The 25,218-nt window shown below is 52.6% G+C and carries 23 protein-coding genes and 8 tRNA genes; 1 reads left to right on the forward strand and 30 read right to left on the reverse strand.

Annotated elements, in window-relative coordinates; all coding sequences use genetic code 11:
* Positions 1 to 241: 241 nt before the first annotated feature.
* The 14 genes from BN3772_RS24210 to BN3772_RS24275 form a co-directional block, all read right to left on the reverse strand.
* Positions 242 to 1,507, reverse strand: a complete 1,266-nt coding sequence (locus BN3772_RS24210) for a DUF438 domain-containing protein (RefSeq protein WP_042202878.1) — start codon at positions 1,505 to 1,507, stop codon at positions 242 to 244.
* A 30-nt stretch (positions 1,508 to 1,537) separates the two neighbouring features.
* Positions 1,538 to 1,765: a DUF1858 domain-containing protein gene (locus BN3772_RS24215; RefSeq protein ID WP_042202879.1), complete on the reverse strand. Its 228-nt coding sequence runs from the start codon at positions 1,763 to 1,765 to the stop codon at positions 1,538 to 1,540.
* Positions 1,766 to 2,030: 265 nt separating this feature from the next.
* Positions 2,031 to 2,984, reverse strand: a complete 954-nt coding sequence (gene trxB / locus BN3772_RS24220) for a thioredoxin-disulfide reductase (protein ID WP_042202880.1) — start codon at positions 2,982 to 2,984, stop codon at positions 2,031 to 2,033.
* 149 nt (positions 2,985 to 3,133) lie between these two features.
* Positions 3,134 to 4,543 carry a tetratricopeptide repeat protein gene (locus tag BN3772_RS24225; RefSeq protein ID WP_244444827.1) on the reverse strand — a complete coding sequence of 470 codons (1,410 nt, stop codon included), beginning with the start codon at positions 4,541 to 4,543 and terminating at the stop codon, positions 3,134 to 3,136.
* 238 nt (positions 4,544 to 4,781) lie between these two features.
* Complete coding sequence (locus tag BN3772_RS24230) at positions 4,782 to 5,732, reverse strand: ribose-phosphate diphosphokinase (RefSeq protein WP_039869041.1); 951 nt, start codon at positions 5,730 to 5,732, stop codon at positions 4,782 to 4,784.
* A gap of 23 nt (positions 5,733 to 5,755) precedes the next feature.
* Positions 5,756 to 6,583, reverse strand: a complete 828-nt coding sequence (hisJ, locus tag BN3772_RS24235) for a histidinol-phosphatase HisJ (protein ID WP_042202881.1) — start codon at positions 6,581 to 6,583, stop codon at positions 5,756 to 5,758.
* Positions 6,584 to 6,597: 14 nt separating this feature from the next.
* Positions 6,598 to 7,284, reverse strand: a complete 687-nt coding sequence (gene hisIE, locus BN3772_RS24240) for a bifunctional phosphoribosyl-AMP cyclohydrolase/phosphoribosyl-ATP diphosphatase HisIE (protein WP_042202882.1) — start codon at positions 7,282 to 7,284, stop codon at positions 6,598 to 6,600.
* Positions 7,281 to 8,039 carry an imidazole glycerol phosphate synthase subunit HisF gene (gene hisF / locus BN3772_RS24245; RefSeq protein WP_042202883.1) on the reverse strand — a complete coding sequence of 253 codons (759 nt, stop codon included), beginning with the start codon at positions 8,037 to 8,039 and terminating at the stop codon, positions 7,281 to 7,283. The genes hisIE and hisF overlap by 4 nt, the downstream gene beginning before the upstream one ends.
* Positions 8,040 to 8,309: 270 nt before the next feature.
* Complete coding sequence (gene hisA, locus BN3772_RS24250; protein ID WP_042202884.1) at positions 8,310 to 9,047, reverse strand: 1-(5-phosphoribosyl)-5-[(5-phosphoribosylamino)methylideneamino]imidazole-4-carboxamide isomerase; 738 nt, start codon at positions 9,045 to 9,047, stop codon at positions 8,310 to 8,312.
* A 41-nt stretch (positions 9,048 to 9,088) separates the two neighbouring features.
* Entirely contained in the window at positions 9,089 to 9,718 is a 630-nt protein-coding gene (gene hisH, locus BN3772_RS24255) for an imidazole glycerol phosphate synthase subunit HisH (RefSeq protein WP_042202885.1), read from the reverse strand.
* A 1-nt stretch (position 9,719) separates the two neighbouring features.
* Positions 9,720 to 10,331, reverse strand: coding sequence for an imidazoleglycerol-phosphate dehydratase HisB (gene hisB, locus BN3772_RS24260; protein ID WP_039869028.1), 612 nt, complete (start codon positions 10,329 to 10,331; stop codon positions 9,720 to 9,722).
* Complete coding sequence (gene hisD, locus BN3772_RS24265; RefSeq protein ID WP_042202886.1) at positions 10,321 to 11,628, reverse strand: histidinol dehydrogenase; 1,308 nt, start codon at positions 11,626 to 11,628, stop codon at positions 10,321 to 10,323. Before hisD ends, hisB begins: the two co-directional genes overlap by 11 nt.
* Positions 11,629 to 11,745: 117 nt before the next feature.
* Complete coding sequence (gene hisG, locus BN3772_RS24270; protein ID WP_042171995.1) at positions 11,746 to 12,390, reverse strand: ATP phosphoribosyltransferase; 645 nt, start codon at positions 12,388 to 12,390, stop codon at positions 11,746 to 11,748.
* 73 nt (positions 12,391 to 12,463) lie between these two features.
* Complete coding sequence (locus tag BN3772_RS24275; RefSeq protein WP_042202887.1) at positions 12,464 to 13,681, reverse strand: ATP phosphoribosyltransferase regulatory subunit; 1,218 nt, start codon at positions 13,679 to 13,681, stop codon at positions 12,464 to 12,466.
* Positions 13,682 to 14,001: 320 nt separating this feature from the next.
* On the opposite strand from BN3772_RS24275, the gene gntK reads away from it, so the two are divergent.
* The gene (gene gntK, locus BN3772_RS24280; RefSeq protein ID WP_425280460.1) at positions 14,002 to 15,531 is read left to right on the forward strand and encodes a gluconokinase; all 1,530 of its coding nucleotides are present in this window, start codon (positions 14,002 to 14,004) and stop codon (positions 15,529 to 15,531) included.
* Positions 15,532 to 15,620: 89 nt separating this feature from the next.
* On the opposite strand, the gene BN3772_RS24285 is transcribed toward gntK, so the two are convergent.
* The 16 genes from BN3772_RS24285 to BN3772_RS24360 all read right to left on the reverse strand — a co-directional run bounded on the left by BN3772_RS24285 (position 15,621) and on the right by BN3772_RS24360 (position 25,170).
* Positions 15,621 to 16,775: an acyltransferase gene (locus tag BN3772_RS24285; RefSeq protein ID WP_042202889.1), complete on the reverse strand. Its 1,155-nt coding sequence runs from the start codon at positions 16,773 to 16,775 to the stop codon at positions 15,621 to 15,623.
* A gap of 89 nt (positions 16,776 to 16,864) precedes the next feature.
* A complete protein-coding gene (locus tag BN3772_RS24290; protein ID WP_042202891.1) occupies positions 16,865 to 18,082 on the reverse strand; it encodes an acyltransferase in 1,218 nt (405 codons plus the stop codon).
* A 329-nt stretch (positions 18,083 to 18,411) separates the two neighbouring features.
* Entirely contained in the window at positions 18,412 to 18,921 is a 510-nt protein-coding gene (locus tag BN3772_RS24295; protein ID WP_042202892.1) for an acyltransferase, read from the reverse strand.
* Positions 18,922 to 18,928: 7 nt separating this feature from the next.
* Positions 18,929 to 19,570, reverse strand: coding sequence for a pyrophosphatase PpaX (gene ppaX / locus BN3772_RS24300; RefSeq protein ID WP_042181958.1), 642 nt, complete (start codon positions 19,568 to 19,570; stop codon positions 18,929 to 18,931).
* A 9-nt stretch (positions 19,571 to 19,579) separates the two neighbouring features.
* Positions 19,580 to 20,611: a prolipoprotein diacylglyceryl transferase gene (lgt, locus tag BN3772_RS24305; RefSeq protein WP_042202893.1), complete on the reverse strand. Its 1,032-nt coding sequence runs from the start codon at positions 20,609 to 20,611 to the stop codon at positions 19,580 to 19,582.
* Between the two features lie 15 nt (positions 20,612 to 20,626).
* Positions 20,627 to 21,565: an HPr(Ser) kinase/phosphatase gene (gene hprK / locus BN3772_RS24310; RefSeq protein WP_042171982.1), complete on the reverse strand. Its 939-nt coding sequence runs from the start codon at positions 21,563 to 21,565 to the stop codon at positions 20,627 to 20,629.
* A gap of 241 nt (positions 21,566 to 21,806) precedes the next feature.
* The gene (locus tag BN3772_RS24315; RefSeq protein WP_039869007.1) at positions 21,807 to 22,928 is read right to left on the reverse strand and encodes an ABC transporter ATP-binding protein; all 1,122 of its coding nucleotides are present in this window, start codon (positions 22,926 to 22,928) and stop codon (positions 21,807 to 21,809) included.
* 109 nt (positions 22,929 to 23,037) lie between these two features.
* The gene (locus BN3772_RS24320) at positions 23,038 to 24,132 is read right to left on the reverse strand and encodes a PucR family transcriptional regulator (protein WP_042202894.1); all 1,095 of its coding nucleotides are present in this window, start codon (positions 24,130 to 24,132) and stop codon (positions 23,038 to 23,040) included.
* A gap of 290 nt (positions 24,133 to 24,422) precedes the next feature.
* Positions 24,423 to 24,495: transfer RNA gene (locus BN3772_RS24325), tRNA-Lys, on the reverse strand.
* A 7-nt stretch (positions 24,496 to 24,502) separates the two neighbouring features.
* A tRNA-Tyr gene (locus BN3772_RS24330) sits at positions 24,503 to 24,588 on the reverse strand.
* Positions 24,589 to 24,591: 3 nt separating this feature from the next.
* Positions 24,592 to 24,667: transfer RNA gene (locus tag BN3772_RS24335), tRNA-Phe, on the reverse strand.
* Between the two features lie 26 nt (positions 24,668 to 24,693).
* Positions 24,694 to 24,771, reverse strand: a tRNA-Asp gene (locus BN3772_RS24340).
* 16 nt (positions 24,772 to 24,787) lie between these two features.
* Positions 24,788 to 24,863, reverse strand: a tRNA-Thr gene (locus BN3772_RS24345).
* A 29-nt stretch (positions 24,864 to 24,892) separates the two neighbouring features.
* Positions 24,893 to 24,968 (reverse strand) — tRNA-Val (locus BN3772_RS24350).
* A gap of 7 nt (positions 24,969 to 24,975) precedes the next feature.
* Positions 24,976 to 25,052, reverse strand: a tRNA-Met gene (locus tag BN3772_RS24355).
* Positions 25,053 to 25,078: 26 nt separating this feature from the next.
* Positions 25,079 to 25,170, reverse strand: a tRNA-Ser gene (locus tag BN3772_RS24360).
* Positions 25,171 to 25,218: the final 48 nt, after the last annotated feature.

Below are 25,218 nucleotides of genomic sequence, written 5' to 3' on the forward strand. Positions count from 1 at the left end.
CTATAATAGAAGCCTCTCCTGCGGTCAAGGAAAGGCGGCACACCCGGGTTCCCGTATCAGCCCGGATTTAACCGGGGAAAAACCGGCCTCTTCCTTCAGAGACTTGCGAATCCGTTTTTCACACCCGATAACGGTGTATGCGTTATCATTTTATTCGATAACTTGTACACTAATGCTGCTTTTGATCAGGTTCTACACAAAAAGGCACGGGCTCAGCGCCCGCACCCTATTGAAGTCAGCTCTATTCCGACAAAATCCGTTTCTGGCCTTCCAGCGCACGGATCGGGGCAATATTCTGGGTGAATTCCAGCGTTCCCATGTAACGGCCTGTCTCATCACGGACTGCGAAGTAACGGATGTAAATGAACTTATCCTTGATATTGATCCAGAAATCCTCGGCATCCTTGCGTCCTGCCTTGAAGTCCTCCAGCAGCTTCTCAACTACATGCACACTTTGCGGCGGATGGCAGTTCTGAACGGTACGGCCGATAACCGCCTTGGTCCGGGCAAAGATCCGTTCCTTGCCATGGGAGAAATAACGGACAACGTCATTCTCGTCAATGAAGGTAAGGTCCACCGGCAGATGGTTCATCAGAGTTTCCAGCTGATGCAGAGACAATAGACCTGTCTCGAAGCGGATAAAGCCCTGCGGGCTCTCGCCGGCCTGCTGTTCTTCGGCTGAGACTGAAGCTCCTTCCGGTTCAGCTGCGCGTTCAGGAATCCACTCCTGCTCCGGAGCAGCCAGGCAGAAGCCGATCTCGTCGCTTTCGCGGGCGATTTTGACCCACTCATCCTCAGTAAGCTTGTCGAGCGCCATCGGCAGCAGAATATTTTCTTCTTTAAAGATCATCTCATTAACTTCCTGGATAATGTTCGCCAGCTGCTCGCCAATCTCTTCCTTGTTGCCGCTGTAAGAGCTCAGTGCCGCCTTGGCTCCCTTAATCATTGCGCGGATGCCGTCATCGACACCCCACATTACCTTGGTCGGACCGTAGATGCCGTACTTCTCCAGGTAAGGGAACAGCAGATTTTCTTTGCGGCTGTAGTGCTTGTCAAGATCAAGCAGCAGGCTCAGATCCTCCAGCAGCTTGAAGATAATCTCCTCACTGTCATTTTTCTGAAATTTACCCGCGTGCAGCTCCAGGCGGAAGTTAACCAGCTTCTCAATTTCGCGGTTCTCCAGCTTAAAAGTGTGCACAGGATGGCCCGGCTGCTCCTCCGGCTTTGAGGAACGGTGAATCTGCTCGATTGAGCCTTTGAAAATGGCTGTATGCACTGAACACAGGCGCTGGACCTCTGATACAGGAATACCCTCCTCGGTCATCAGGGAGTGCTCCATTGCCGAAATCTCTGCAACCGTAACATCGCCTACCGCTTCTGCGAACCTCGCTTTTACTTCATCCACACTTTTACCGGCATGCAGCTCCTTGATTATCTCTTTAAGCATGGCCTGGCGGCGGGTCTGTTCCGGTACGTCTACTTCACGGTTGTTAATTAATTCGCTCATTGTGATCTCTCCTTTATATAGATAATGCTTCTATTCAACAATCTCGAAGCCATGGCGGATAAAGGTCTGACGCACGGCTTCCGGATCCATTTTCTTTAATTTAATGCCTTTGGACAGGGTCATGAACCGGCCTGCGGTCTGCAGCATCCCCGGCTTTGCAATATCCTGAAACCCCAGCTCCACCATAATGCCGGTTACCTCGGGATGCCGGCTCACCAGCTCGAATATGGACTCATCCATTCTAAGCACCTTGCTCATGAACACCATTCCTTCGACGACTTATTGAGAACTCTTCTCAACATCAGCTTAGCATAGGAAATAACCGTATATTGTGATTGCAATCACTAAGTTACAGCTGCTATCTATTTTATTTTTTAAATAATTGAACGGTCTCCCGGCTTTGCCCCTGCTTAAGTTACAATCCGGGATAAGCCGCCGGTGCAGGCACACAAAAAAACCGGCACCCCGCAGCAGCGGAATTACCGGTTAACCCTTAGAACCCTTTCAATTCTGGTATTTCACCTCACTTATCGAGGCTTTCGCTCCAGTCATGTACCATTGTGCCTTCAAGGTACTTCTCAGCATCCATAGCCGCCATACATCCTGTTCCGGCTGCAGAAATAGCCTGCCGGTAACGGGTATCCTGGACATCGCCGCAGGCGAATACACCCGGGATGTTTGTCTCCGTTGTACCCGGATTCACTACAATGTACCCGTTAGCATCAGTCGTAATCTGGCCGCCCAGGAACCCTGTGTTAGGGGTATGTCCGATTGCCACGAAGACACCGTCTGCCTCAACCAGCTCTTCCAGGCCAGTCTCGTTATTGCGCACAGTCAAGCCTTTAACTCCTGTCTCCCCGACGGTCACAGCCAGCGGTGTGCGGTTAAGCGCCCACGTCACTTTACTGTTCTCACGTGCCCGGTCCTGCATAATTTTGGAGGCCCGCAGCTCTTCACGGCGGTGCACCAGCGTTACACTGGAAGCAAACCTTGTTAAGAAGCTGGCTTCCTCCATGGCGGAGTCGCCGCCGCCGACAACAATAATCTTTTTGCCGCGGAAAAAGAATCCGTCACAGGTCGCGCATGTGCTTACCCCGCGCCCCACATTCTCCTGCTCGCCCGGAATTCCCAGATAACGCGCGGAAGCGCCGGTTGAAATAATGACCGATTCTGCTTCAAGCTCGCCCAGTCCATCTACCTTCACCCTGAACGGACGCTGAGAGAAATCAACCGACTCCACCCAGCCGTTCTTGAACTGTGCACCGAAGCGTTCAGCCTGCTTGCGCATATTCTCCATCAGATCAGGTCCGAGTATCCCTTCAGGAAAGCCCGGAAAGTTCTCCACTTCTGTCGTCGTTGTCAGTTGTCCGCCCGGCTGCAAGCCTTCTATTACGAGCGGGCTGAGATTGGCGCGGGCTAGATAAATAGCGGCAGTCAGCCCTGCCGGGCCTGTTCCGATTACAATCGTTTTGTACATCACTATGGCCTCCTTACGAGTAGGTAATGATTTATAAGAAAGAAACAGCGGAGGGGCTTCAAAAGCTCTGCCGCTGTTTCGGGTAAACAATATAAGGATGCAGAATCCTGCTTCATTTATACCTGCTTGCTTATATTACCTGGCCGGGGCTATATCTTCTCAGTGGAAGAAGACAGGTCCGCCTGCGCCATTTCCTGTTCCTCTGCCTGGGCAGGATGTTCCTTCAGGCTGCTTCCGATCAGACGCTGCAGGCTGATCAGCGCCGCTTCCTGCAGCTTCTCCTCCTGGAGGGGCTCCTGCTTCAGCAGTTCGCCCAGCACCTCGGACATTTCCTCGTCCTCAATCCAGCGGAGCGCCTCAGTCACCTGCATTCTGGTCCCGGAATCGCCGTAGCGCAGCGCCCAGAAGAATGAGGCCCGCAGCAGCGGATTGCTCCTAACTTCAGCGGTGAAGCTGCTGGCATTGTTCTTCCACTGCTTAAGCTGTTCCTGAAATGGCAGCTGATAATTATAGCTGACCGGCGACATCGCCTTATCCTCTGCCAGCGCCTGCTGCAGCTGGGCCAGGAAGAAGGCTGGTACTGGCGATGCAGGGTCAAGCTTGGCAGCTTGCCGCCAGCAGCGCAAGGCCTCGCTGTATAATCCGCTGTTGCTGGCGGCGGCAGCGCAATAATGATACAGGCTCGCGTCGGCACCAACCTCTTCGTCCTTGAGCAGGCGGCGAAAATGGCCGTAAGCCGTCTTGTGCCGTCCCAGAATGCCCATGGTGGTAGCCATTTTGAACACATGCTCTTTATGGAAGGGAACTGTTGCCGTAAGTCTCTCAAGCAGCGTATCCAGTTGTTCACGGTCACCGGCATACTGCAGGAAGATAGCCATGTTGCAGAGGGCATGCAGATTGCCCGGGTCCTGCTGCAGCACCTCACCCAGACATTCCTTCGCTCTTGCAAAACGGCCCATGTAGAAATAGGCCAGTGCCAGATTGTTATGGGCTGCCAGGAAATCCGGAGTAATCTTGACGATCTCCTCCAGTAATTCTACTGCCTGCGGAAACTTGCCTTCCTCCAGCAGCGCCCGGGCCCGGTCATGCTCCACAACCCCTTCGCGGCTGCGGATCCGGATCAGCGGAGCCGGACGGTCCAGCTCATACTGCAGCAGCTCCATCAGCTCCTCAGACTCAGCCAGGTAATCACCTGCCGCATCCTGCTCCAGATAGGTCATCAGCGATCGCTCGGCCTCCTCGAAGCTCTCCATATTGGCATAATTGTTAGCCATATAGAAGTGACATTCTGTCATCGCCGGGTCGATCTTTTCCAGCACATGGGTCAGAATATCGTTGGATGCTTCATAATTACCCATCTCCGATAATATACCCGCCATGTTGCAGTGGTTTACCGGATTCTCCGGCTCATATTCAACGGCTTTGCTAAAATTCTTTAATGCCTTATCATATTGAAAGCGGTCCAGCGACCGAACGGCTCTTTCAAAGAAAAAATTGGCATCCAGAGTCACCGGAATAACATTACTCAGCTCCGCCTCATCTGAAGTTTTCTCAATCATGGAAGCAAGGCACCTCCCTTTGTAAGCTTCCTTATCCTCACGCAAAAATAGGAGAACAGCACCACTAAGGCACTACGGGCTCCTATCTAAAGCATTCTATCGTTTCCATTTCTGGACGTAGCTGCTTCACACAGTATAACACAAGTGGGCGGGGGATTCTCAAGCTAAGGGAAGGTGGCACCCCAGGAAAATAGATGAAGCGTGCTATATGCCCCTGCCGCAGCAAAAAACGCGGGAATTAGATCCCCGCGTCTCTGAATAATTTATCAATAGATCCGCCCTCAATAATAATGCGTGTGGCTTCAGCCAGCATCGGTGCAACAGACAGCACCTTGTAACGTGTGGAATGGTCATCAGGCAGCGCAATCGAATCAGTGACAACGATCTCATCGATATTGTCATGATCCATGCGTGTCAGGGCATCACCGGAGAATAAGCCGTGTGTCGCGCAGACAATACTGTTGCCGGCCCCCCGCTCCTTCAGCCCCTCTACCACATTTACGATGGTTGTGCCGGTATCAATGAGATCCTCGATGATGATCGGTGTTCTGCCCTCAACATCTCCTATTACATGTGTAATAACCGACTCATTATGCGCAGGGCGCTTCTTAATCATAATGGCAAACGGCGAATCCAGCCGGCTGGCCAGCTTCTCGGCCATCGAGGCACGTCCTGCATCCGGCGACACCACTACAGGATTCGATATATTCTTAACCTTGAGATAGCCGCTGATCAGATCCAGTGCAGTCAGATGATCGACCGGAATGTTGAAGAAGCCCTGAATGGCTGCAGCATGCAAGTCAATAGTGATAACCCGGGTTGCGCCTGCGGTGGTCAGCACATCGGCAACCATTTTGGCAGAGATTGGCTCACGCGGTGCAGATTTACGCTCCTGCCGGGCATAGCCGTAGTAAGGAACGATAATATTTACTGTTCTTGCCGAGGCACGCTTGGCGGCATCAATCATGACAAGCAGCTCTACGAACAGTTCGTTAATAGGATGGGCGAGGGATTGCACCAAAAATACGTCACAGTTCCGGATGCTCTCTTCATAATGCACATAAATCTCGCCGCTCTTGAAGCGGGTCAGCTTAATCGGGCTGAGGGGTGCACCAAGACGCTCCGCAATGTCCGCAGCCAGCTTCGGATTTGACGAACCGGAAAAAATACGCAATTGATGATGCTGCATAGTACCCTCCTGGGGATTAAAGTTTATAGTTTGAACGAAACGGTTGAACGGTGCCGGCCTTCAAACACCGCCAGCTCGCGGAAGCCGGTATCCCACAGCAGACTGCGGGCTTCCTGCAGGCCGTCACCCAGCTTGTCCGGGTCGTGGGCGTCAGAGCCGAGTGTAAGCGGAATGCCCAGCCTATACGCCTGCTGCAATATATGCTCCGACGGGAACATTTCAGCGCAGGGCTTGGTCAAGCCGGAAGCATTGAGCTCCATGGCTGTGCCGCTTGAGGCTATCACCTGCAGCGTGCTGGACTCCAGTTCTCTGGCTTCCGCCTGCTCTTCCTTGCTCTGCGGGCCGTAACCGAACCGTTTAATTACATCCATATGTCCTATAATATCATATAATCCCGATAACGCCGACTTCTGCACCGCATCATAATAACGGCGGTACACATCCATTATATTCTTGCCCTCCCAGCCCGCCGTCTGGCGGTGATCGGTAATATCCCACTCCCCGAGGAAGTGCACAGAACCGATCAGATAATCCCACGGATAGGGTGACAAAAGCTCGCGGATCTGCTCTTCATAGCCTTCAATATAATCCGCTTCCAGCCCGACCTTCAGATCAATGACTCCGCGGTACCGCTCCTTCAGCGTCAGGCATTCTTCGACGTACCGCGGGAGCTCGGCCAGAGGCATAGCCATTTCAGGGTAATAGCTGTCCGGATTTACATGAATCAGCGGCAGATGATCTGACAGCCCCAGCTGCTGCAGCCCCAGCTCTATCCCGCGCTGCACATACTCCTCCAGCTTCCCTACAGCATGTCCGCAGCGCTCATGATGGGTATGGTAGTCGATATGCATCTCTCTATCCTCCCTCAGTCGCGGCGCGGACGTTCGTGGCGGGCACTCAGCTCATCCAGAATCTCGTCCAGCGGCAGCTTGCGCTCCTGCAGCAGCACCAGCAGGTGATAGATCAGATCGCTTACTTCAAGGCGGAGCTCTGCATTATCTTTATTTTTGGCGGCGATAATCGTCTCGGAGGCTTCCTCGCCCACCTTCTTAAGAATCTTGTCTACGCCCTTATCGAACAGATAGGTTGTATAAGCACCCTCCGGTCGCTGGGTTTCCCGCTCGGCAATCACCCGCTCCAGCTCGCCCAGTACGGCAAAACGCCCTTCATCTGCACTTGCGGTGCGCTGAGGCTCTGCTGCTGCTGTCTGTCCGGTAAGCGGGATTTCACGGTAAAAGCAGGTATTCTCCCCTGTATGGCAGGCTGGCCCCTCAGGAATCACCTTTACCAGCAGCGTATCACTATCGCAGTCGTAATGAATGGAAGTAACCGCCTGGGTGTTGCCCGAGGTTCCGCCCTTATGCCACAGCTCACTGCGGGAACGGCTCCAGAACCAGGTCTGGCCGCTCGTAAGCGTAAGCCGCAGCGACTCCGGATTCATGTAGGCGAACATCAGCACCTCCAGTGTACGCGCATCCTGCACTACGGCAGGCAGCAGCCCGGATTCGTTCCAGCGGATACCTTCAATTATTGCTTCTTGTTCTTGGCTCATCGGATTTCTACCCCCTTAGACTTCAAATCTGCCTTCAAATCATGAATTGCAATTTCTTTATAGTGGAAAATAGTAGCAGCAAGCCCCGCATCGGCCTTACCTTCGGTAAATACATCGTAGAAGTCGCCGATCTTCCCTGCTCCGCCTGATGCGATTACAGGGATACCCACCAGGCTGCTCACAGCTGCCGTCAGCTTCAGATCGAATCCGTCTTTCGTCCCGTCAGCGTCCATACTGGTGAGCAAAATTTCGCCGGCGCCCATCCGTTCAGCCTCTTTGGCCCAGGTCAGCGCGCGGATTCCGGTCGGCTTACGCCCTCCGTGTGTGTACACTTCCCATTCGCCCCATGCCTCATTATATTTGGCATCCATTGCCACTACAATACACTGCGAGCCGAAACGGCGCGCTCCCTCCAGAATGAGCTGCGGATTGTTGACTGCGGCTGTATTGATCCCGATTTTATCGGCGCCGGCACGCAGAATCCGCTTCATATCATCCGGGGTCGAGATGCCCCCGCCAACCGTGAACGGGATTGCGATCTCCCCGGCGGTCTGGCGGACGACCTCGACCATCGTGGCGCGTCCTTCCACCGAGGCGGAAATATCCAGGAACACCAGCTCATCCGCACCTTCACGGTCATAAATCGCCGCCAGCTCCACCGGGTCGCCGGCATCGCGCAGATTAACAAAATTCACACCTTTGACTACCCGCCCGTCCTTTACATCCAGACAGGGAATGATACGTTTGGCTAACATGCGGCATCCCTCCAACTGCTTTCCAATATTACAATCTTTTCATGCAAAAGCTTTTTCGATCCCCCTAAATCCCCCTTAGCCAAGGGGGACCCCAAGGGCCCCGGCCCTCTGGACACCCGGATAGCTGTCTTAGGAGAGACCGAGGCGCACCCGGCAACAAGGAGCAGGCAGCGCTAACCCCTGCGGGGCCGCTTGAACATTAGGCGCTCCTGCAAAAGTGAAAAGCTGCGAAAACGCAAAACTGCAAAACTCTTTAAATTCTACCTGCTTCTATTTCTGCCCAAGCGCTGACAGCGCTTCGGTCAAACTGATATTGCCGGTGTACAGCGCCTTACCGACGATGGCTCCGCCGATTCCGCTTCCGCTATGTACGTTAAGGCGCAGCAGATCATCCAGGACCGTAACGCCGCCGGAAGCAATGACTGTCCGTCCGCTGGCGGCAGCCATAGAGAGGATACCCTCAACATTCGGGCCCTGCATCATACCGTCGCGCGAGATGTCGGTGTAGATGAACGTTTCCGCTCCCTTGGCCGCGAGCTCTTTTGCCAGATCCTCTGCACGCACTTCCGAAGTGTTCAGCCACCCGTGGGTCGCCACGTAGCCGTTGCGTGCATCAATCCCAATCGCTACTTTGTCACCGTATTTAGCCAGGACCGCTTCCGTAAAGGCATGGTCATTGATCGCCGCCGTCCCGATTATCACCCGGCTGACGCCAAGGGCAAGCAGCTTCTCTACATCAGCCAGCGAGCGCAGCCCGCCGCCTACCTGTACAGGGACATTCGCATTTTTGGCAATAGCGCCAATGATCACATCATTTACCGGATGACCGGCCTTGGCACCGTCCAGATCGACGAGGTGGATGAACTTGCCGCCCTGTTCCTCCCACGATTTTGCCACCTGTACCGGACTGTCGTTGTAAATGGTCTCCTGGGCGTAATCACCCTGCTGCAGTCTTACACACTTTCCATCCCGGATATCAATCGCCGGATATACGATAAAAGAAGACATGTGGCGCTCCCTGCTTTCCTTATAATAGATTGATAGCGGGCTTACGCCCGCCCCTGCACGTTCTTTATCTGCAAAAAATTGCCCAGCAGCTTCATACCCAGCTCTCCGCTTTTTTCCGGGTGAAACTGCATGCCGTACACGTTATCCCGGCCGACTACTGCCGTTACCGGATGCCCGTAGTCGGTGACCGCAATCAGGTCATTCTCCTGCTCCACCTCTGCATGATAGGAGTGAACGAAATACACATGCCCTTCTTCAAGCCCGTCCAGCAGCGGACTCTGGGGCTGGCGGAAGCTCAGCTTATTCCAGCCCATATGCGGCACCTTGTAGCCCTCACGAGGGGCAAAACGCACAACTGCACCCGGCAGCATATCCAGTCCGGTATGCTCCCCGTGCTCCTCACTGCTGCTGAACAGCAGCTGCATACCCAGACAGATGCCCAGTACCGGCTGGCCGCCGGCGGCAGCCTGCTTCACGATCCCGTCGAGACCGCTTGCGCGCAGCTGCTCCATCGCATCGCCAAACGCACCGACGCCCGGCAGAATGACGCTGTCCGCTGTCAGGATCTCCTCAGCTATGCCTGTCACCAGACTTGTATAGCCGAGTCTTTCCACGGCTTTGCTGACGCTGTGCAGGTTGCCCATGCCGTAATCGACAATTGCAACAGTCATGCTACAGCACTCCCTTCGTAGAAGGCACACCCTTTACACGCGGATCAATCAGTGTCGCTTCATCCAGCGCCCGGCCCAGCGCCTTGAATACCGCCTCAATCATGTGGTGGGTATTAGAGCCGTAGTGCACAATGACATGCAGCGTAATCCGTGCCTCCAGTGCGAACTTCCACAAGAACTCATGCACCAGCTCCGTTGAGAAGCTGCCTACCTGCTGGGACGGATATTCTGCCCGGTACTCAAAATGCGGCCGGTTACTGATATCAATCACAACCTGGGCCAGTGCCTCATCCATGGGAACAAATACGCTGGCATAACGCTTGATCCCTTTTTTATCACCCAGCGCTTCACGCAGCGCCTGACCGAGACAAATGCCGATATCCTCGACAGTGTGGTGGTCATCAATATCAATATCCCCTCGGGCCTGTACAGACAGGTCAAACTGGCCGTGCTTGGCGAACAGGTCCAGCATGTGGTTCAGAAAAGGCACATCCGTCTCCAGTTCGGCAACTCCGCTGCCGTCAACACCAAGCGACAGGGTAATATCCGTTTCATTTGTTGTGCGGCTAAGACCGGCCTTGCGTTCTGCCAGCTCATTATTGTTATTCTCCATCTTCTGCTCCACCCTTCGCTTCGTTCTCCAGTCTGATTTGAATTGCCCTTGCATGGCCCTCCAGGCCTTCACGTCTGGCCAGCTCCATAATGGTCTCCCCGTCACGCAGGAGCGCTTCCTTGCTATAGTAGATCAGGCTTGATTTTTTTATAAAATCGTCCACATCAACCGGCGAAGCAAACCGCGCCGTGCCGTTGGTCGGTATAATGTGATTCGGTCCGGCAAAATAATCGCCTACCGGCTCCGAGCTGTACGGGCCGAGGAAGATCGCTCCGGCATTCTCGATGCTGCCGAGCAGGCCCATCGGATCAGCCGCCACAACCTCCAGGTGCTCAGGTGCCAGCCGGTTAACTACCTCGATCCCTTCCTGCAGCGAGTCCACGACGATAATCGCGCCGTGGTTCTCAACCGAGGCGCGCGCCACTGCCTCGCGCGGCAGGTCCTGCAGCTGCCGCTCCACCTCGGCAGCTACGCTGTCCGCCAGGCTGCGCGACGGCGTCACCAGGATGGCCGAGGCCATGGAGTCATGCTCGGCCTGGGAGAGCAGATCGGCCGCGACGTAGGCCGGCTCGGCGGTATCGTCGGCGAGCACGACGATTTCACTCGGTCCGGCGATGCTGTCGATATCGACAGCGCCGAAGACCTCGCGTTTGGCGAGGGCAACATAGATGTTGCCCGGCCCGCAGATCTTATCGACCGGCACGATGGAGTCCGTGCCGAAGGCCAGGGCGGCGACCGCCTGGGCGCCGCCTACCCGGTAAATCTCGTTTACGCCCGCTTCGGCGGCGGCAACGAGAATATACGGGTCAATCCCCGCCTTGCCGCCTGTTGCCGGCGGGGTGACCATAACGATCTCCGGCACCCCGGCAATCTGTGCCGGAATGACGTTCATCAGCACGGACGACGGATAGGCCGCCGTGCCTCCGGGAACATAGACGCCCACCCGCTTCAGCGGGCGGATAATCTGGCCCAGAATCGTGCCATCGGGCTGCAGATCCATCCAGGAGCTGCGCTTCTGGTGGGCATGAAACGCCCGGATATTGGCCGCGGCCGCGCGGATCGCGGTCACAAAAGAATCCTCGACCCGGCTGTACGCAGCCTGCAGCTCCTCGGGCGTCACCCGCAGCTCTGCTGCTGTAAGCACCGTACGGTCAAATTGCTCCGTGTACCGCAGCAGCGCGGTATCGCCTTCTTTTCTGACGGCAGCCACAATCTGCTTTACCGCCTCGTTCTGCTCCGGTGTTCCGTACTCCACCTCCCGCTGCAGCTTAAAATCCTTGCTTGATTTTATCTTCACCGCCGCTTCCCCCTTCTGAACATGTAAAGCTTTGTTCCTGTATCCCAGCGCCTTCCATCTAGCCTTCGCCTGCCCCTTCGTCTTCGTGAGACTGGCGGTTGCTTAGCTTCCCGTTATTTATTTCAGCTGTAACCCCGGCTCACCGATAACGGCCTGCAGGCGGTCGCACAGCTGCTGAATCTCATCATTTTTCATCCGGTAGCTGACCCGGTTGGCCACCAGCCGGCTCGTAATTTCGAAGATACTCTTCATCTCGACCAGACCGTTGTCCTTCAGTGTCTGGCCTGTCTCTACCATATCGACAATCCGGTCAGCCAGGCCGATTAGCGGCGCCAGCTCAATCGAGCCGTTCAGCTTCACAACCTCAACCTGCTGACCCTGCTCCCGGAAGTAACGGGAAGCCACATTCGGATATTTGGTCGCTACCCGCTGCTGAATGCCCGGCTGCCAGTTGGGCAGCCCGATAATCGACATCCGGCAGCGCGCGATTCCCAGATCAAGCAGCTCGTACACATCCCGTTCCTCTTCCAGCAGCACATCCTTGCCGACAATTCCGATATCCGCTACGCCATACTCCACATAAGTAGGCACATCTACCGGCTTCGCCAGAATGAACTCCATCCCGGCCTCGGGCAATGAAACGACAAGCTTCCGCGACTCCTCACCGTCAGGAGGAATCGGCAGGCCCGCCTGACGGAACATTTCAGCCGCTTTCGTATAAATCCGGCCTTTCGGCATGGCTACCTTCAATATCTGCCCCATGTCACTTGCCTCCGTTTCTTAATACGCTTCTAACAGTAATTACACGCTATAGATTCATCCGTTCCGCTTCTGATCAGCCATGCTCGCTTACAAAAGACACGAAGGTATAGATTTCACCATACTGCCCGCCATCTGCCAGAACCCGTTCCGGATCAAGCCGCTTTACGGTCTTCAGATCCTCCGGGCCTGCAGCAAGCCTTGTCACAACCATATGCCCCTCAGACCGCAGCCTTGCAGCCTCCGCCAGTCCTTCAGACCGCCGCAGCGCGTCATATTGAATTAGCACCGGCAACTCCTCTTCCCCGGGCATACCGGTCACCCCGTCAAGAATCCGGTTCGTTTTCAGGGAGAAGCCTGTAGACGGAACCGCCCGCCCGAACTGCTGCAGCAGGTTGTCATACCGCCCTCCGCTGCATACCGGGAATCCGAGCTCAGAGGCATAGCCTTCAAAGGTCATACCGGTGTAATACGAGAAGTCACCAATCATGGTCAGGTCAATCAATACATGCTCGGACACTCCGTACGATACCAATACCTCCCACACCTTGCACAGATGCTCAATGGAGGCACGGGCCAGCGGATGGCTGCTGAGCTCCAGCGCCTGCCCGCAGATTTCCTTGCTGCCGCGCAGGCGAAGCAGCCCGTACAGCTCACTCTTCTGGGCATCCGTCAGCTCAAGCCGCCGCAGCGTATCCCGGAAGGCCACATAGTCCCGGCCGAGCAGATGGCTCTTTAGCTCCTCCTGCGCCTCCGGCAGGTTCGGTACGGCCTCCTGGAACAAACCGTCAAGAAAGCCCACATGCCCCATGGCAATTTTGAAGGACTTCACCCCGGCTGCCTGCAGCGAGGCAATCGCCAGCGCAACAACCTCTGCGTCCGCTTCAGGCGAATCATCACCGACCAGTTCCACCCCGGTTTGGAAGAACTCTGCCTCCCGTCCAGCCTCCTCTTCAATGGCCCGGAAGACATTGGCGTGGTAAGACAGGCGCAGCGGAAGCGGCTCATCCTTGAGCAGGGAGGATACGACCCTCGCTACCGGGGCTGTCATTTCTGAGCGCAGCACCAGCGCCTGCCCCCGGTTGTTCAGCAATTTATAAAGTTTCTGATCGGATGTAGAGCTGGCCACACCAACCGTATCGTAATATTCGAGTGTCGGGGTTATCATCTGCTGATATCCCCAGCGGCTCATGCAGTGGAGCACATCATGTTCAATCTTGCGCAGCTTCTTGACTGCGCGCGGCAGATAATCACGTACACCCGCCGGTTTCTCAAATCCCTTCGGCTTGGACATCTTCATTAGTCACCTCGTCAGTGTTCATAAAATATATGTAAATCGCTTTACTATGGTAAAGTGGTAGTAAAGTAAAGTGGTGGAAACATCGTATCACGGACTCTCTTCCTACGTCAATAATACCTTACCTTCGCTCCGTATAACACCTGTCCCTCCAGTCCTCCTTCATTATGTACCCTGCTTATTAATTCCTGTCTTTGCCACTGTGCTTTACGGATACTATAATGAACTAATATAATTCCGCAGCCTTGTCCGCATTCAGCGTTCCAAATATCTATTCTCAAGCAGAAAGAAGGACTGTGAACTTGAATACATCGTATATGATAGGCGTTGATATTGGAACTACAAGCACCAAGGCCGTTCTCTTCAGGGAAAACGGCACCATCGTCACCCAGGCGAGTGAAGGATATCCGCTGCACCAGCCATCCCCGTCGGTTGCCGAACAGGACCCGGACCAGATTCTGGACGCCGTCATTCATACGGTAGCAGCTGTTATGCAGAGTAGCGGAATCAAACCGGCCGAGCTGCTGTTCCTTTCCTTCAGCTCGGCCATGCACAGTGTGATTGCCGTCGATGCTGACGGCAAACCGCTCACCGCCTGTATTACCTGGGCCGATAACCGGAGCAGCGCCGCTGCAGCCCGTCTGAAGAACGAGCTGAACGGGCATGAGCTGTACCTGCGCACCGGAACGCCAATCCACCCCATGTCGCCTATAACGAAGCTGATGTGGCTGAGTGAAGAGCAGCCTGTGCTCTTCCGGCAGGCCTATAAATTCATCTCTATTAAAGAATATGTCTTCGCTAAGCTGTTCGGCAAATATGTGATAGACTACTCGGTTGCCTCCTGTACAGGAATGTTTAACCTGGAGAAGCTGGACTGGGATGAAGAAGCGCTGCGTATTGCCGGAATAACGGCCGAACGGCTCTCAGCACCCGTTCCGACTACAGAGCTGATTCAGGGCCTGCTGCCCGGCTTTGCGGAGAAGCTTGGACTGCTGGATTCAACTCCCTTCATTGTAGGTGCCAGTGACGGGGTACTTTCCAATCTGGGCGTGGGTGCTATCCAGCCGGGAGTTGTAGCGGCGACCATCGGTACGAGCGGTGCTATCCGCACCGTAGTTGACCGCCCGCTGACAGATCCGAAGGGCCGGATTTTCTGCTATGCCCTGACGGAGAAGCACTGGGTCATCGGCGGCCCGGTGAACAACGGGGGCATGCTGTTCCGCTGGGTGCGCGATGAATTCGCAGCTTCTGAGGTGGAGACCGCGAAGCGCCTGGGGATTGATCCTTATGAGGTACTCACACGGATAGCCGAGCAAGTGCCTCCCGGCAGTAACGGGCTGCTGTTTCACCCCTATCTGACCGGCGAGCGTGCCCCGCTGTGGAATCCCGATGCCCGCGGCTCCTTCTTTGGGCTTAGTATGACTCACCGCAAGGAGCATATGATCCGTTCAGTGCTGGAAGGCGTCATTTTTAATATGTATACCGTGCTGCTGGCAATGGAGGAATGCATCGGCCGCCCGAACCGGATTCTTGCTACTGGAGGGTTTGCCCGCTCCTCTTTATGGCGGCAGATGATGGCTGATATTTTTGATCAGGAGGTTATTATTCCGGAGAGCATTGAGAGCTCCTGCCTTGGTGCTGTTGTGCTGGGGTTATATGCTACTGGAAGGGCTGATTCGCTGGATATTGTGTTCGGAATGATCGGCTCCACCCACTCACATCAGCCCGTACAATCGCATGCCAAGATCTACAAGCAGCTCTTGCCTATCTATATATCCGTTTTCCGCGCTCTGGAGAGCCAATATGAAGCCATTGCCGAGTTTCAGCGTGAACAGGCCGGAGAATGAACGGCAGCGGCCCGGCAATACTTCTGTAAGACAATAATGAATAAGCGCCGGCATAGTCTGCTTATAGAGACCCTGCCGGCGCTTTATTTTTACTTTACTGCAGCTTTAGATTTTGGCTTTTGCGGCCCGGAGCCGAACAGCACCCAAGCCGGCTTCATATAGCGGAAGGCCACTGCTACTACCAGCCATGAGAGCAGGAGTGCAGCCAGGAAGCCCCCGGCGATAGCCGCCGTATAGGCCAGCGAACCGCCGTGAAACGGCAGTTTCCGGTAAAGAAACAGAACCGCCGGATGCACGAGATAGATGCCGAACGAGCACGCGCCCACTGAGATCAGCATTCGCGTCAGCAGGCTGCGTCCTGTCCCGAACAGCAGGAAGGACAGCTGCAGCAGCACCAGGCAGGAGAGCAGCGCATGAAGATTAGAGAAGCCCTCATACCAAAGACTGTTAATTACTGTCTTCTTCGTATAGTTGTTGAACCAGAGCTGCACATGGATAGCGCCTGCTGCCGCCCATAACAGCCACAGTGCGATCCAGACTCCGCCTTTACCGGATTTCCAGCCCTCACGGGAAGGAATCAGCCACTTTTTCAGAGAGCCGTAATACACGGCAACCGCCGCTCCCAGCAGGAAATAAGAGAAGTAAGTAATGGCGAGGCTGCCCTTGGACAGCTGCCAGTATCCGTTATTCACCATATATTTGTTCAGCAGCACGAAGCCCCACTGCAGCGCAAGCCCGATGACCGGTGCCCACGCCGCCAGCCGACGAACCTTTTGCAGACACCACAGCATAAGCGGAAACAGCACATAGAACTGAATAATAATAATGATGTAATAAAGATGCGTATAGGCTGTCCCCGTCCATAGGTATTTCCACAGCTTGGCTGCCATATCATCAAGCGGCATGTTCCAGGTATGCCCGGCCGTCATTTTTAAACAGAAGTACAGCAGTGAAAAAATAAAATAAGGCACAATAATATAAATCAGCCGCCGGCTATAAAACTTCCCCAGTGTCTTTCCGCTGAGCGGACGGTCGATATAGTTGTAGAACAGCACAAATCCGCTTAAGAATACAAATGACGGTACCGCAAACTGGCTGAATTTGTTGATGAACAAAAACGGATGAAACATGCCTGTTCCCATCGTCTCCGACAGGGTTCTTGAAGTAGCATGAATCGCCAGTACCGCAAAAATTGCAATTGCCCGGAAGATATCCAGCTGCGGAATTCTTTCCTTATGTCCCATTTACGTTCCTCCTGTTGAGCTCCGCATCTAAGATGCCAATAACCCAGCGTATAATTAGTCCGTTTAATAACCTTGCTTACCCTGGTACCTCAGGCTCCATGCTTCCCCTTCATACCGGCCTGTGCTGAATCGTCCCCTGCTGTGTAGCCCTGCCTCTCCTTCACCGGAGGAACCAGCGTACGCGGTACACTGCCAAATACAGTCCATGCCTGCGGAACTCTGCGGAAGGTGAACTGCACAATCATCCAGCTGCCGGCCAGAGCAACGAGAAGCCCTCCATAGATAAATCCCACATAGAGCAATGAATCAATAGGAATATTGTAGCGGAACCTCCGGTACACGGCCAGCAGCAGCGGATGAATTAAATAAATAGCAAATGACAGCTCCCCCATCCGGGTCAAAAAAGCAACCACCCTGCGCGGAGCCCTCCGGTAGATCCAAAAAGTTACATAGAGCAGCACCAGTGCCGACAGCAGCGTATGTACATTCCACAACAGCTCATACCACAGCGAGTCCGTCCAGATTCCGAAATGGCGCGCTTCATACCACAACTGGACATGAATAAAGGCAGCCGACAGCCAGGAAGTCAACAGCAGCACAATGAGCCGTTTATGCCCGGATCTAAGCTCATTCCAGGGCAGTACCAGCCAGCCCTTTATTCCTTCAAAGTTAATTGCAATATAGGCGCCCAGCATATAATAAGCGAGGTAAGAAATCGACAGACTTCCCTTTCCTACAATATGCAGCTGATATTTATTCCAGAAAATAAATCCCCATTGCAGTGCCAGCCCCAGCGGAAAAGCCCATTTCACCCATATGCGGGAGCTCTGAAGCAGCTTCAGTATGAGCGGGAACAACAGATAAAACTGAATACTGATAAAGACAAAATACAAATGCGCATATGCCGATCCCGTGAAAAGCGCCCCAAGAAAGCTGTACAGGTTCTGTGCCGGCTGCTGCATGAGTACCCCGTTCACATACAATGTCAGCGCATAATACCCAATCGACGCCAGCAGATAGGGCAGCAGAATATACTTTAGCCTGCGGCGGTAGAAATTGCCGATCAGGCTTTTTGTAACCGGACGCCCGTAATAATTGTAGAACAGCACAAAGCTGCTGAGAAAAATGAATGACGGTGTCCCGAATTTGAAAAAGATGTTAATCCAGTTGAGCCAATAATAGTAGGGAGAGTTCAGTGCCTGCTCTCCGGCTGCAAATGATGAAGCATGCACATGAAGTACGCCTGTAATTGCCAGGGCACGGTAAATATCCAGCTGAGGCAGTCTTTCCTGTCTGGCAGCATCCATAATAAGATATTCCTCTTCTCTGCTTGTAGTGGCAGTTGGTTAAGACGCCAAGCGAGCGGAACATGATGACTGACTTATCAGGGAGCCTGTCCTATGCTGATTTACCTTCTGATAATTGATGCAGCGTCCTTGCACTGACTGCATGTTAATAATTCTACATACAAGTATAACGTTTCTTGCACTGCCAAGGCACTGAAAACTTGCTTAATTTTTCTCATAACCGTTACAAGAGCGTGATTAATTTGAACTTCCGCGCATAAAAAGACCCTGCAGTCCTTGCGTCAGGTCACGCAAGCTAGAAACTGCAGGGTATTTCTGTATCCTGTCTGTTAGATTTCTTCCCGTTCTGGACCTGCCGCTGCCGGCCGCAGCTCGCGGAGTGGATTACCGCCAACGAAGGAGCCGGCTGCAACGTCCTTATGTACAACTGATCCGGCTGCAACAATGGCTCCGTCACCAATGGTTACACCGGGAAGAATAGTGGTGTTTGCCCCGATCAGGACATTCTCACCGATAACAACCTCACCCAGGCGGTATTCTTTGATGAGATATTCATGCGCCAGAATCGTCGTATTGTAGCCGATTATTGAATTTTCACCAACCGTTATCTTCTCCGGAAAAAACACATCGACCATCGCCATCAGGCCGAATGCCGTGTGCTTCCCCACCTTCATACCGAGTATACTGCGGTATATCCAATTCTTGACCGGCAGGATCGGGCAGTACCGGGCAATTTGGATAAATATAAAATTGCGCACGCCCTTCCAGGGGCTGACTGTACGGTAAATATACCAGAGCGAATTATGCCCTTCAACCGGATAACGGGTTACTTTTCTCACGGCTTATTCACCCTTGCTTTACAATAGTCAATAAATCAGCCATATCATGAATAATATAATCCGGGTTGTACTTACTCAGGGTTTCCTCGCCCTTCAGAGACCAGGCAACTGCCGCAACGCGTACACCGGCTGCTTGGGCTGACTGAATATCAACCGCACTGTCCCCAACCATAAGTGTCCGCTGCGGATCAGCATTCAGATTGCGGATCGCTGTCAGCACGGGCTCAGGATGGGGCTTGGCATGTTCCACATCATTCACCGTGACGATTGTATCCATATATTTGAGCAGATCAAACATCTCAAGTGCTCTAATTGTAGTCGGCCGGATTTTGGTTGTGACAATCCCGAGCTTGATTCCGCGCTTAAGCAGTTCGTCCATCGTTTCATTTACACGCGGAAAGGCTGCAACCAGCTCATCATGATGTGCATTGTTATAAGCACGGTAGGATAACTCAAGTGCGCTGGTATCTGCAAGTCCGGTAAAGGTACTGATCTGCTGCTGCAGGGTAGTTCCCATATGAGGAATAATCTGCTCCCGGGTTAGCGGGGGCAGATTATTCTCCTTCAGTGCATGCATAAACGAGTTAATAATCAGCTCGTTTGTATTTACAATCGTTCCATCCAGATCAAACAATACGTATTCTATCATATCGGTCATTTACTCCTTGCGTTGCTGATTCTCCGCTTGCTCCGCTTCAGACTGAGTATCCTGCGGTGTTTTTTGCGGGGTTACAGCAGCTTGCTCCGGTACAACCGGATCAGTTGCAGCAGCCTTTGTACTGACAATCGGGTCAGAGTAATAAGCATTCGCCTGACCGGTCACTCTGCGTACAACAATGATGACAATTGCCGCAATAATAATCAGCAGGGCCAGCAGCTGCGAGATACGGATGTTGCCGTAGGCAGGATCAAAATACCCCTGCTCAAAGCCCATCCAGGTCATCGGGCTCCAGAGCCCGTCTATCAGAGAAGCTACACCGCTGCTTCCGGTGAAGCCCAGGCTGTCGGTGCGCAACGCCTCGATAAAGAAGCGTCCAATGGAGTACCATATGAAATAAGACAGGAAGATCTCCCCGGCCTTAACAAACTTCTGGCGGCGAAGTACCATCAGCAGCGCAATTCCGAGCAGGCTCCACAGTGATTCGTACAGAAATGTCGGATGGTGAAAAGCATCACCTATGTACATTTGATTGACAATGAAGTCCGGCAGATGCAGCTTGTCACGCAGAAAAGACTCTTCTATCGGACCGCCATAGGCCTCCTGATTAACAAAGTTACCCCAGCGGCCGATCATCTGTCCGGCAAGCAGGCCTGGTGCACAAATATCCACGATACGCCAGAACGGGTAGCCTTTGTAGCGGAAGTAGATAATTCCGCAGATAATTGCCCCGATTAAAGCGCCATATATGGCAATTCCGCCGTTCCAGATTTTAAAGACATCAAGCAGGTTATCCTTATAATCATCCCACATAAAGGCAACGAAGTAGATTCGTGCACCGATAATGGCAGATGGCACGCCCAGCAGCAGCAGATCCATAAAGAACTCCTGCGGGATATTAAACCGTTTGCCTTCACGGATGGCGAGGAACAAGCCCGCAAGCGCCCCCAATCCAAGAATCAGACCATACCAGTGCACAGGCAGAGAACCGATAGAGAATACAATGGGATTAATCGCCAAAGAAAAAAACATCGTTACACACTCCTCCTAGTCCAGATCATCCATGTCTTCAGAGATGGTGGCTGTAAGTTTATTCGTAAACTGAAGAGCTGCGTTAAAGCCCATTTGCTTCAGGCGGTAGTTCATTGCCGCAACCTCAATGATAACAGCAAGATTTCGTCCCGGACGCACAGGAATCGTTACAAGAGTAACATCCGTATCAATAATCCTTGTTGTCTCCTCGTCCAGACCCAGCCGGTCATATTGTTTGTCCTGCTGCCATGCTTCGAGACGCACAACAAGCGTAATCCGCTTATGATTACGGATTGCACCTGCACCAAACAAGGTCATTACATTAATAATCCCGACCCCGCGGATTTCCAGCAGATGGCGGATCAGTTCAGGCGCTGTACCATGCAGCTGATTATCCGAGGTTTGGCGAATCTCCACTGCATCATCTGCTATCAGGCGGTGGCCGCGTTTAACCAGCTCAAGCGCCGTTTCGCTCTTACCGATACCGCTGCTGCCCGTAATTAGCATCCCTACACCGTTTACATCGCATAGAACGCCATGAATCGTTGCTGTCGGTGCCAGCTTGCCTTCCAAAAAGCTGGTCAGCCGGCTGGAAAAAATAGTGGTGGCCATCGAGCTGCGCAGGACTGGAAGTCCCTTTTCATTACTGACATCAATCAGCTCCTGCGGCACATCGAGTGCTCTTGTAATAACAATACATGGCGTATTGTCAGTACAAATCCCCTTTATTCTTTTGATACGCTCTTCCTCAGGAAGCATTGAGAAGAACGCCAGCTCTGTTTTACCAAGTAACTGGACGCGCTCTTCAGGATAATATTCGAAATATCCGGCCATTTCCAGCCCGGGACGGTTCAGGTCATCCACTGTTATCGGTCTTTTAAGACCTTCATGCCCGGAAACCACTTCTAACTGAAAATGCTGCACCAATTCAGATACTTTTACCTTCTTAGCCATGTATGCTCTTCCTTTCGTCGCCTGCGGTTAAGTCCGCTGTCCGCTTCTGGATAGCAGCTTTTCGTAACGCTTATCCGTAGGTAATTCTCCTGCTATCTTAATGGATAACGCCTATGAATGCAATCTTAATGCCTGTCGCTCTGCCTGAAACTATGCCGCTGAGTGATAACGGGCGTAGCATAACCCAACAAAAAAAGCCGCCCTTTCAGGCGGCCTCTTAAGCAGGGAAGATACTGCTATCTTAGCCCAGCAATACGTTCAGTTCGGATTCTTTATCGAAGATATGAACTTTGTTCATATCGATTGCCAATTTTGGCTTGCTGCCTTCACGGGTAGTAGAACGTCCGTCTACACGGGCGATTACAGTTCCTGTGCCCACGCCGCTCAAGTAGAGGAGCATTTCGTGACCAAGGTTTTCTGTAACGTCTACCAGGGAAGAGAAGATTGTGTTCGGGGAAGCTTCCAGGAATACTGGCTCTTCATGGATATCTTCCGGACGAAGACCAAGAATTACTTCTTTACCGATGTAGCCTTTGCTGCGCAGGATTGTTGCTTTGCCGCCTGGAACTTCAACATCCAGGTTTTCAGCGCGGAAGCGAACTGCACCGTTAACATCGCTCAGGGTACCATTGATAAAGTTCATTGTAGGGGATCCGATAAATCCGGCTACGAACAGGTTTGTTGGTTCATTGTACAGCTCTTCAGGAGAAGCAGCCTGCTGGATGATACCATCGTACATAACTACGATACGGTCGCCCATTGTCATAGCTTCTGTCTGGTCATGCGTTACGTAGATACAAGTGGTTTCAAGGCGTTTAACCAGCTTAGTGATTTCGGCGCGCATCTGACCACGAAGTTTAGCATCCAAGTTGGAAAGCGGCTCATCCATCAAGAAGACTTGCGGATCGCGGACAATCGCACGGCCCAGAGCGACACGTTGGCGTTGACCACCGGACAGAGCCTTAGGTTTACGTTCCAGCAAGTGCTCGATATCAAGGATTCTTGCTGCTTCACGTACCTTCTTATCGATTTCTTCTTTCTTCACTTTACGCAGTTTCAGACCAAATGCCATGTTCTGATATACGCTCATGTGCGGGTACAACGCGTAGGATTGGAATACCATCGCGATGTCACGGTCTTTAGGAGCAACGTCATTAACAACACGGTCGCCAATGTACATTTTTCCTTCAGAGATTTCTTCCAGACCGGCGATCATACGCAGGGTTGTGGATTTACCGCAACCGGAAGGTCCTACCAGTACGAGAAATTCCTTATCTTTAATATCAAGATTGATATCCATTACTGTTGCTTTATCGGAACCCGGGTATTTTTTGAAAATATGCTCTAAACGTACGCCTGCCATTGTATTTCCCCCTCGAGTTTAAATGTTAGAATAAAAATAAATCGCTTTCTTGTACATTTATCTTACCCCAGACGTGCCGGGCTGGCTATTTGTAACGTTCACAAAAAACCTATTTTCTTTTCGTCACTTTATACAATAACATGGCTAACTTCACAATAGCGGCATCCCCGAAGCTTCGCACATCAGCACCTGTCTCCTGCTTGATCTTGTCCAGCCGGTACAGCAGTGTATTGCGGTGAATGTACAGCTTCTTGGCTGTCTCACTCACATTGCAGTCCATTTCAAAGAACGTCTCCAGCGTCAGTAGCATTTCCTTATCTGCCAGCACAGAGGAATAGTCACCGATCTGTCCGAGCAGCTGTCTGCGCCTTCCGTCAGGAATACTGTTGACCAGCCGCTCCATATGAAGCTCCCATGGGAGATGAATATAGTCACCGACCTGAAAAATCCGGCCAAGGACAATAGTCTCGCGCAAAAGCGCTAAAGAGCCGGTTAGGCCTTTCACTGGTATGATGGCTGGTGCTACAGCTAGATGGAATACGCCGACCCATTCACTGGCAATCAGCTCATGCAGCCCCATGCCGGTCTGTGCAAGCAGCTCATCTTCACTTTCTTCCTCATCTTCCTTATCATCTCCGCCAGTGAGCAATTCCTTACGGGCCAAAATCAGCCATTCCTTTTCCTGCAGCGGAATAAGCAGGACATCATTCTCGAAGTAATTACGCAGCAGCTTCATCAAAGAACGGTAGGTCATCTGCGGGTTATGCACGTTTTCACTGACCAGCAGAAAAGGAATCATATCACCGAACAAGCGGCTTTTTAACGACATCTCGTCCGGTATCTCGGCGTCGGTCTTTTCCTGTTCCAGCTGTGAGTTAAGCCATAAGCTGAGCTGGCGGGCTTCGACCTCGCCTTCTTCTTTCAATCCTGTTGCTTTCAGCGCGACAGCATAATTACGTGCCGCATAATTGACCAACTGCAGCTCCAGAGTAGAAAGTCCCTCCATTTCAACCCATAATGCAGTGAAACGGCCCTCATTCTCATATAAAGGAACCCATAAATGCCCTTCATGCGTAACCGGCTGATCCTGCGGATCTGCGCCAATACCAAAAAGAGAAGCCGAATGCTGCCTCCCGAGCTGTTTGATTCCGGTTCTCTTTCCCGTGAGCTGCTCCAATCTTTGACGCAAAGCCTCACTATCCATAGTCACCATTCTCCACCACTTTTGCTCTTTTCGCCTATTTTATCATATTTTGCAACAGGATGCGGGCAAGCCCGTCTGAATGATAAGTGACAAGTAACAATACGCCGTTTAAATAATTCTTTTTTTACTACTAACTATTTTTTAGAATCCGGCAGAACAGGTGGACTGAGCTTCTTCAGTACTTTGTTCATTCAGTTTCCTACAATTTCCCCTTCAACCATAGCTACCGTAGCCTGTTTGTAAAAAAACAAAAAAGCCACCATCCGAAGATGATGACTTTCTGTTTGGAATGAGCCATGAAGGACTCGAACCTTCGACACCCTGATTAAAAGTCAGGTGCTCTACCAACTGAGCTAATGGCTCATAAAAATGGTGGAGGCTGATGGATTCGAACCACCGAACACGTACGTGAGCAGATTTACAGTCTGATGCGTTTGGCCACTTCGCTAAGCCTCCATATGGTGGCGCGGGAGGGAATCGAACCCCCGACACAAGGATTTTCAGTCCTTTGCTCTACCGACTGAGCTACCGAGCCATAAAAAACAAGCCGAAAATTAAAAATGGCGGAACCGACGGGATTCGAACCCGCGATCTCCTGCGTGACAGGCAGGCATGTTAGGCCAACTACACCACGGTTCCGCATTTGTAAAAATAATGGTGCCGGCGAGAGGACTTGAACCCCCAACCTACTGATTACAAGTCAGTTGCTCTACCAGTTGAGCTACACCGGCACGGTGTAAAAGTGTACTACAGATGAAAATGGTGGAGGCTGAGGGGATCGAACCCCCGACCCTCTGCTTGTAAGGCAGATGCTCTCCCAGCTGAGCTAAGCCTCCGAAAATATGGTAGCGGCAGAGGGGATCGAACCCCCGACCTCACGGGTATGAACCGTACGCTCTAGCCAGCTGAGCTACGCCGCCACATTAATTGATTATGGATTTAGGAATGGCGGAGAGAGAGGGATTCGAACCCTCGCACCGCTTACGCAGTCTAACCCCTTAGCAGAGGGTCCCCTTATAGCCACTTGGGTATCTCTCCAAACGATCTGGTGCCATATAAATCCATACAGGAACTTGATTCCTGAAA

Source organism: Paenibacillus camerounensis (assembly GCF_000723885.1).
Lineage (GTDB): Bacteria > Bacillota > Bacilli > Paenibacillales > Paenibacillaceae > Paenibacillus_AQ > Paenibacillus_AQ camerounensis.

Bases quoted from the DNA above. Each gene is read 5' to 3' on its own strand.
- gntK (WP_425280460.1), top strand. From the start codon at position 14,002: ATGATAGGCGTTGATATTGGAACTACAAGCACCAAGGCCGTTCTCTTC.
- hisIE (WP_042202882.1), bottom strand. From the start codon at position 7,284: ATGAGCCAAGAACAAGAAGCAATAATTGAAGGTATCCGCTGGAACGAA.
- BN3772_RS24315 (WP_039869007.1), bottom strand. From the start codon at position 22,928: ATGGCAGGCGTACGTTTAGAGCATATTTTCAAAAAATACCCGGGTTCC.
- ppaX (WP_042181958.1), bottom strand. From the start codon at position 19,570: ATGATAGAATACGTATTGTTTGATCTGGATGGAACGATTGTAAATACA.
- hisH (WP_042202885.1), bottom strand. From the start codon at position 9,718: ATGACTGTTGCAATTGTCGATTACGGCATGGGCAACCTGCACAGCGTC.
- BN3772_RS24210 (WP_042202878.1), bottom strand. From the start codon at position 1,507: ATGAGCGAATTAATTAACAACCGTGAAGTAGACGTACCGGAACAGACC.
- hisF (WP_042202883.1), bottom strand. From the start codon at position 8,039: ATGTTAGCCAAACGTATCATTCCCTGTCTGGATGTAAAGGACGGGCGG.
- hisA (WP_042202884.1), bottom strand. From the start codon at position 9,047: ATGTCTTCTTTTATCGTATATCCGGCGATTGATATCCGGGATGGAAAG.
- lgt (WP_042202893.1), bottom strand. From the start codon at position 20,611: ATGTTTTTTTCTTTGGCGATTAATCCCATTGTATTCTCTATCGGTTCT.
- BN3772_RS24275 (WP_042202887.1), bottom strand. From the start codon at position 13,681: ATGTCCAAGCCGAAGGGATTTGAGAAACCGGCGGGTGTACGTGATTAT.
- BN3772_RS24225 (WP_244444827.1), bottom strand. From the start codon at position 4,543: ATGATTGAGAAAACTTCAGATGAGGCGGAGCTGAGTAATGTTATTCCG.
- hisJ (WP_042202881.1), bottom strand. From the start codon at position 6,583: ATGCATATCGACTACCATACCCATCATGAGCGCTGCGGACATGCTGTA.
- BN3772_RS24285 (WP_042202889.1), bottom strand. From the start codon at position 16,775: ATGGGACATAAGGAAAGAATTCCGCAGCTGGATATCTTCCGGGCAATT.
- hisB (WP_039869028.1), bottom strand. From the start codon at position 10,331: ATGGAGAATAACAATAATGAGCTGGCAGAACGCAAGGCCGGTCTTAGC.
- BN3772_RS24230 (WP_039869041.1), bottom strand. From the start codon at position 5,732: ATGCAGCATCATCAATTGCGTATTTTTTCCGGTTCGTCAAATCCGAAG.
- hisG (WP_042171995.1), bottom strand. From the start codon at position 12,390: ATGGGGCAGATATTGAAGGTAGCCATGCCGAAAGGCCGGATTTATACG.
- trxB (WP_042202880.1), bottom strand. From the start codon at position 2,984: ATGTACAAAACGATTGTAATCGGAACAGGCCCGGCAGGGCTGACTGCC.
- BN3772_RS24320 (WP_042202894.1), bottom strand. From the start codon at position 24,132: ATGGATAGTGAGGCTTTGCGTCAAAGATTGGAGCAGCTCACGGGAAAG.
- hprK (WP_042171982.1), bottom strand. From the start codon at position 21,565: ATGGCTAAGAAGGTAAAAGTATCTGAATTGGTGCAGCATTTTCAGTTA.
- BN3772_RS24290 (WP_042202891.1), bottom strand. From the start codon at position 18,082: ATGGATGCTGCCAGACAGGAAAGACTGCCTCAGCTGGATATTTACCGT.
- BN3772_RS24215 (WP_042202879.1), bottom strand. From the start codon at position 1,765: ATGAGCAAGGTGCTTAGAATGGATGAGTCCATATTCGAGCTGGTGAGC.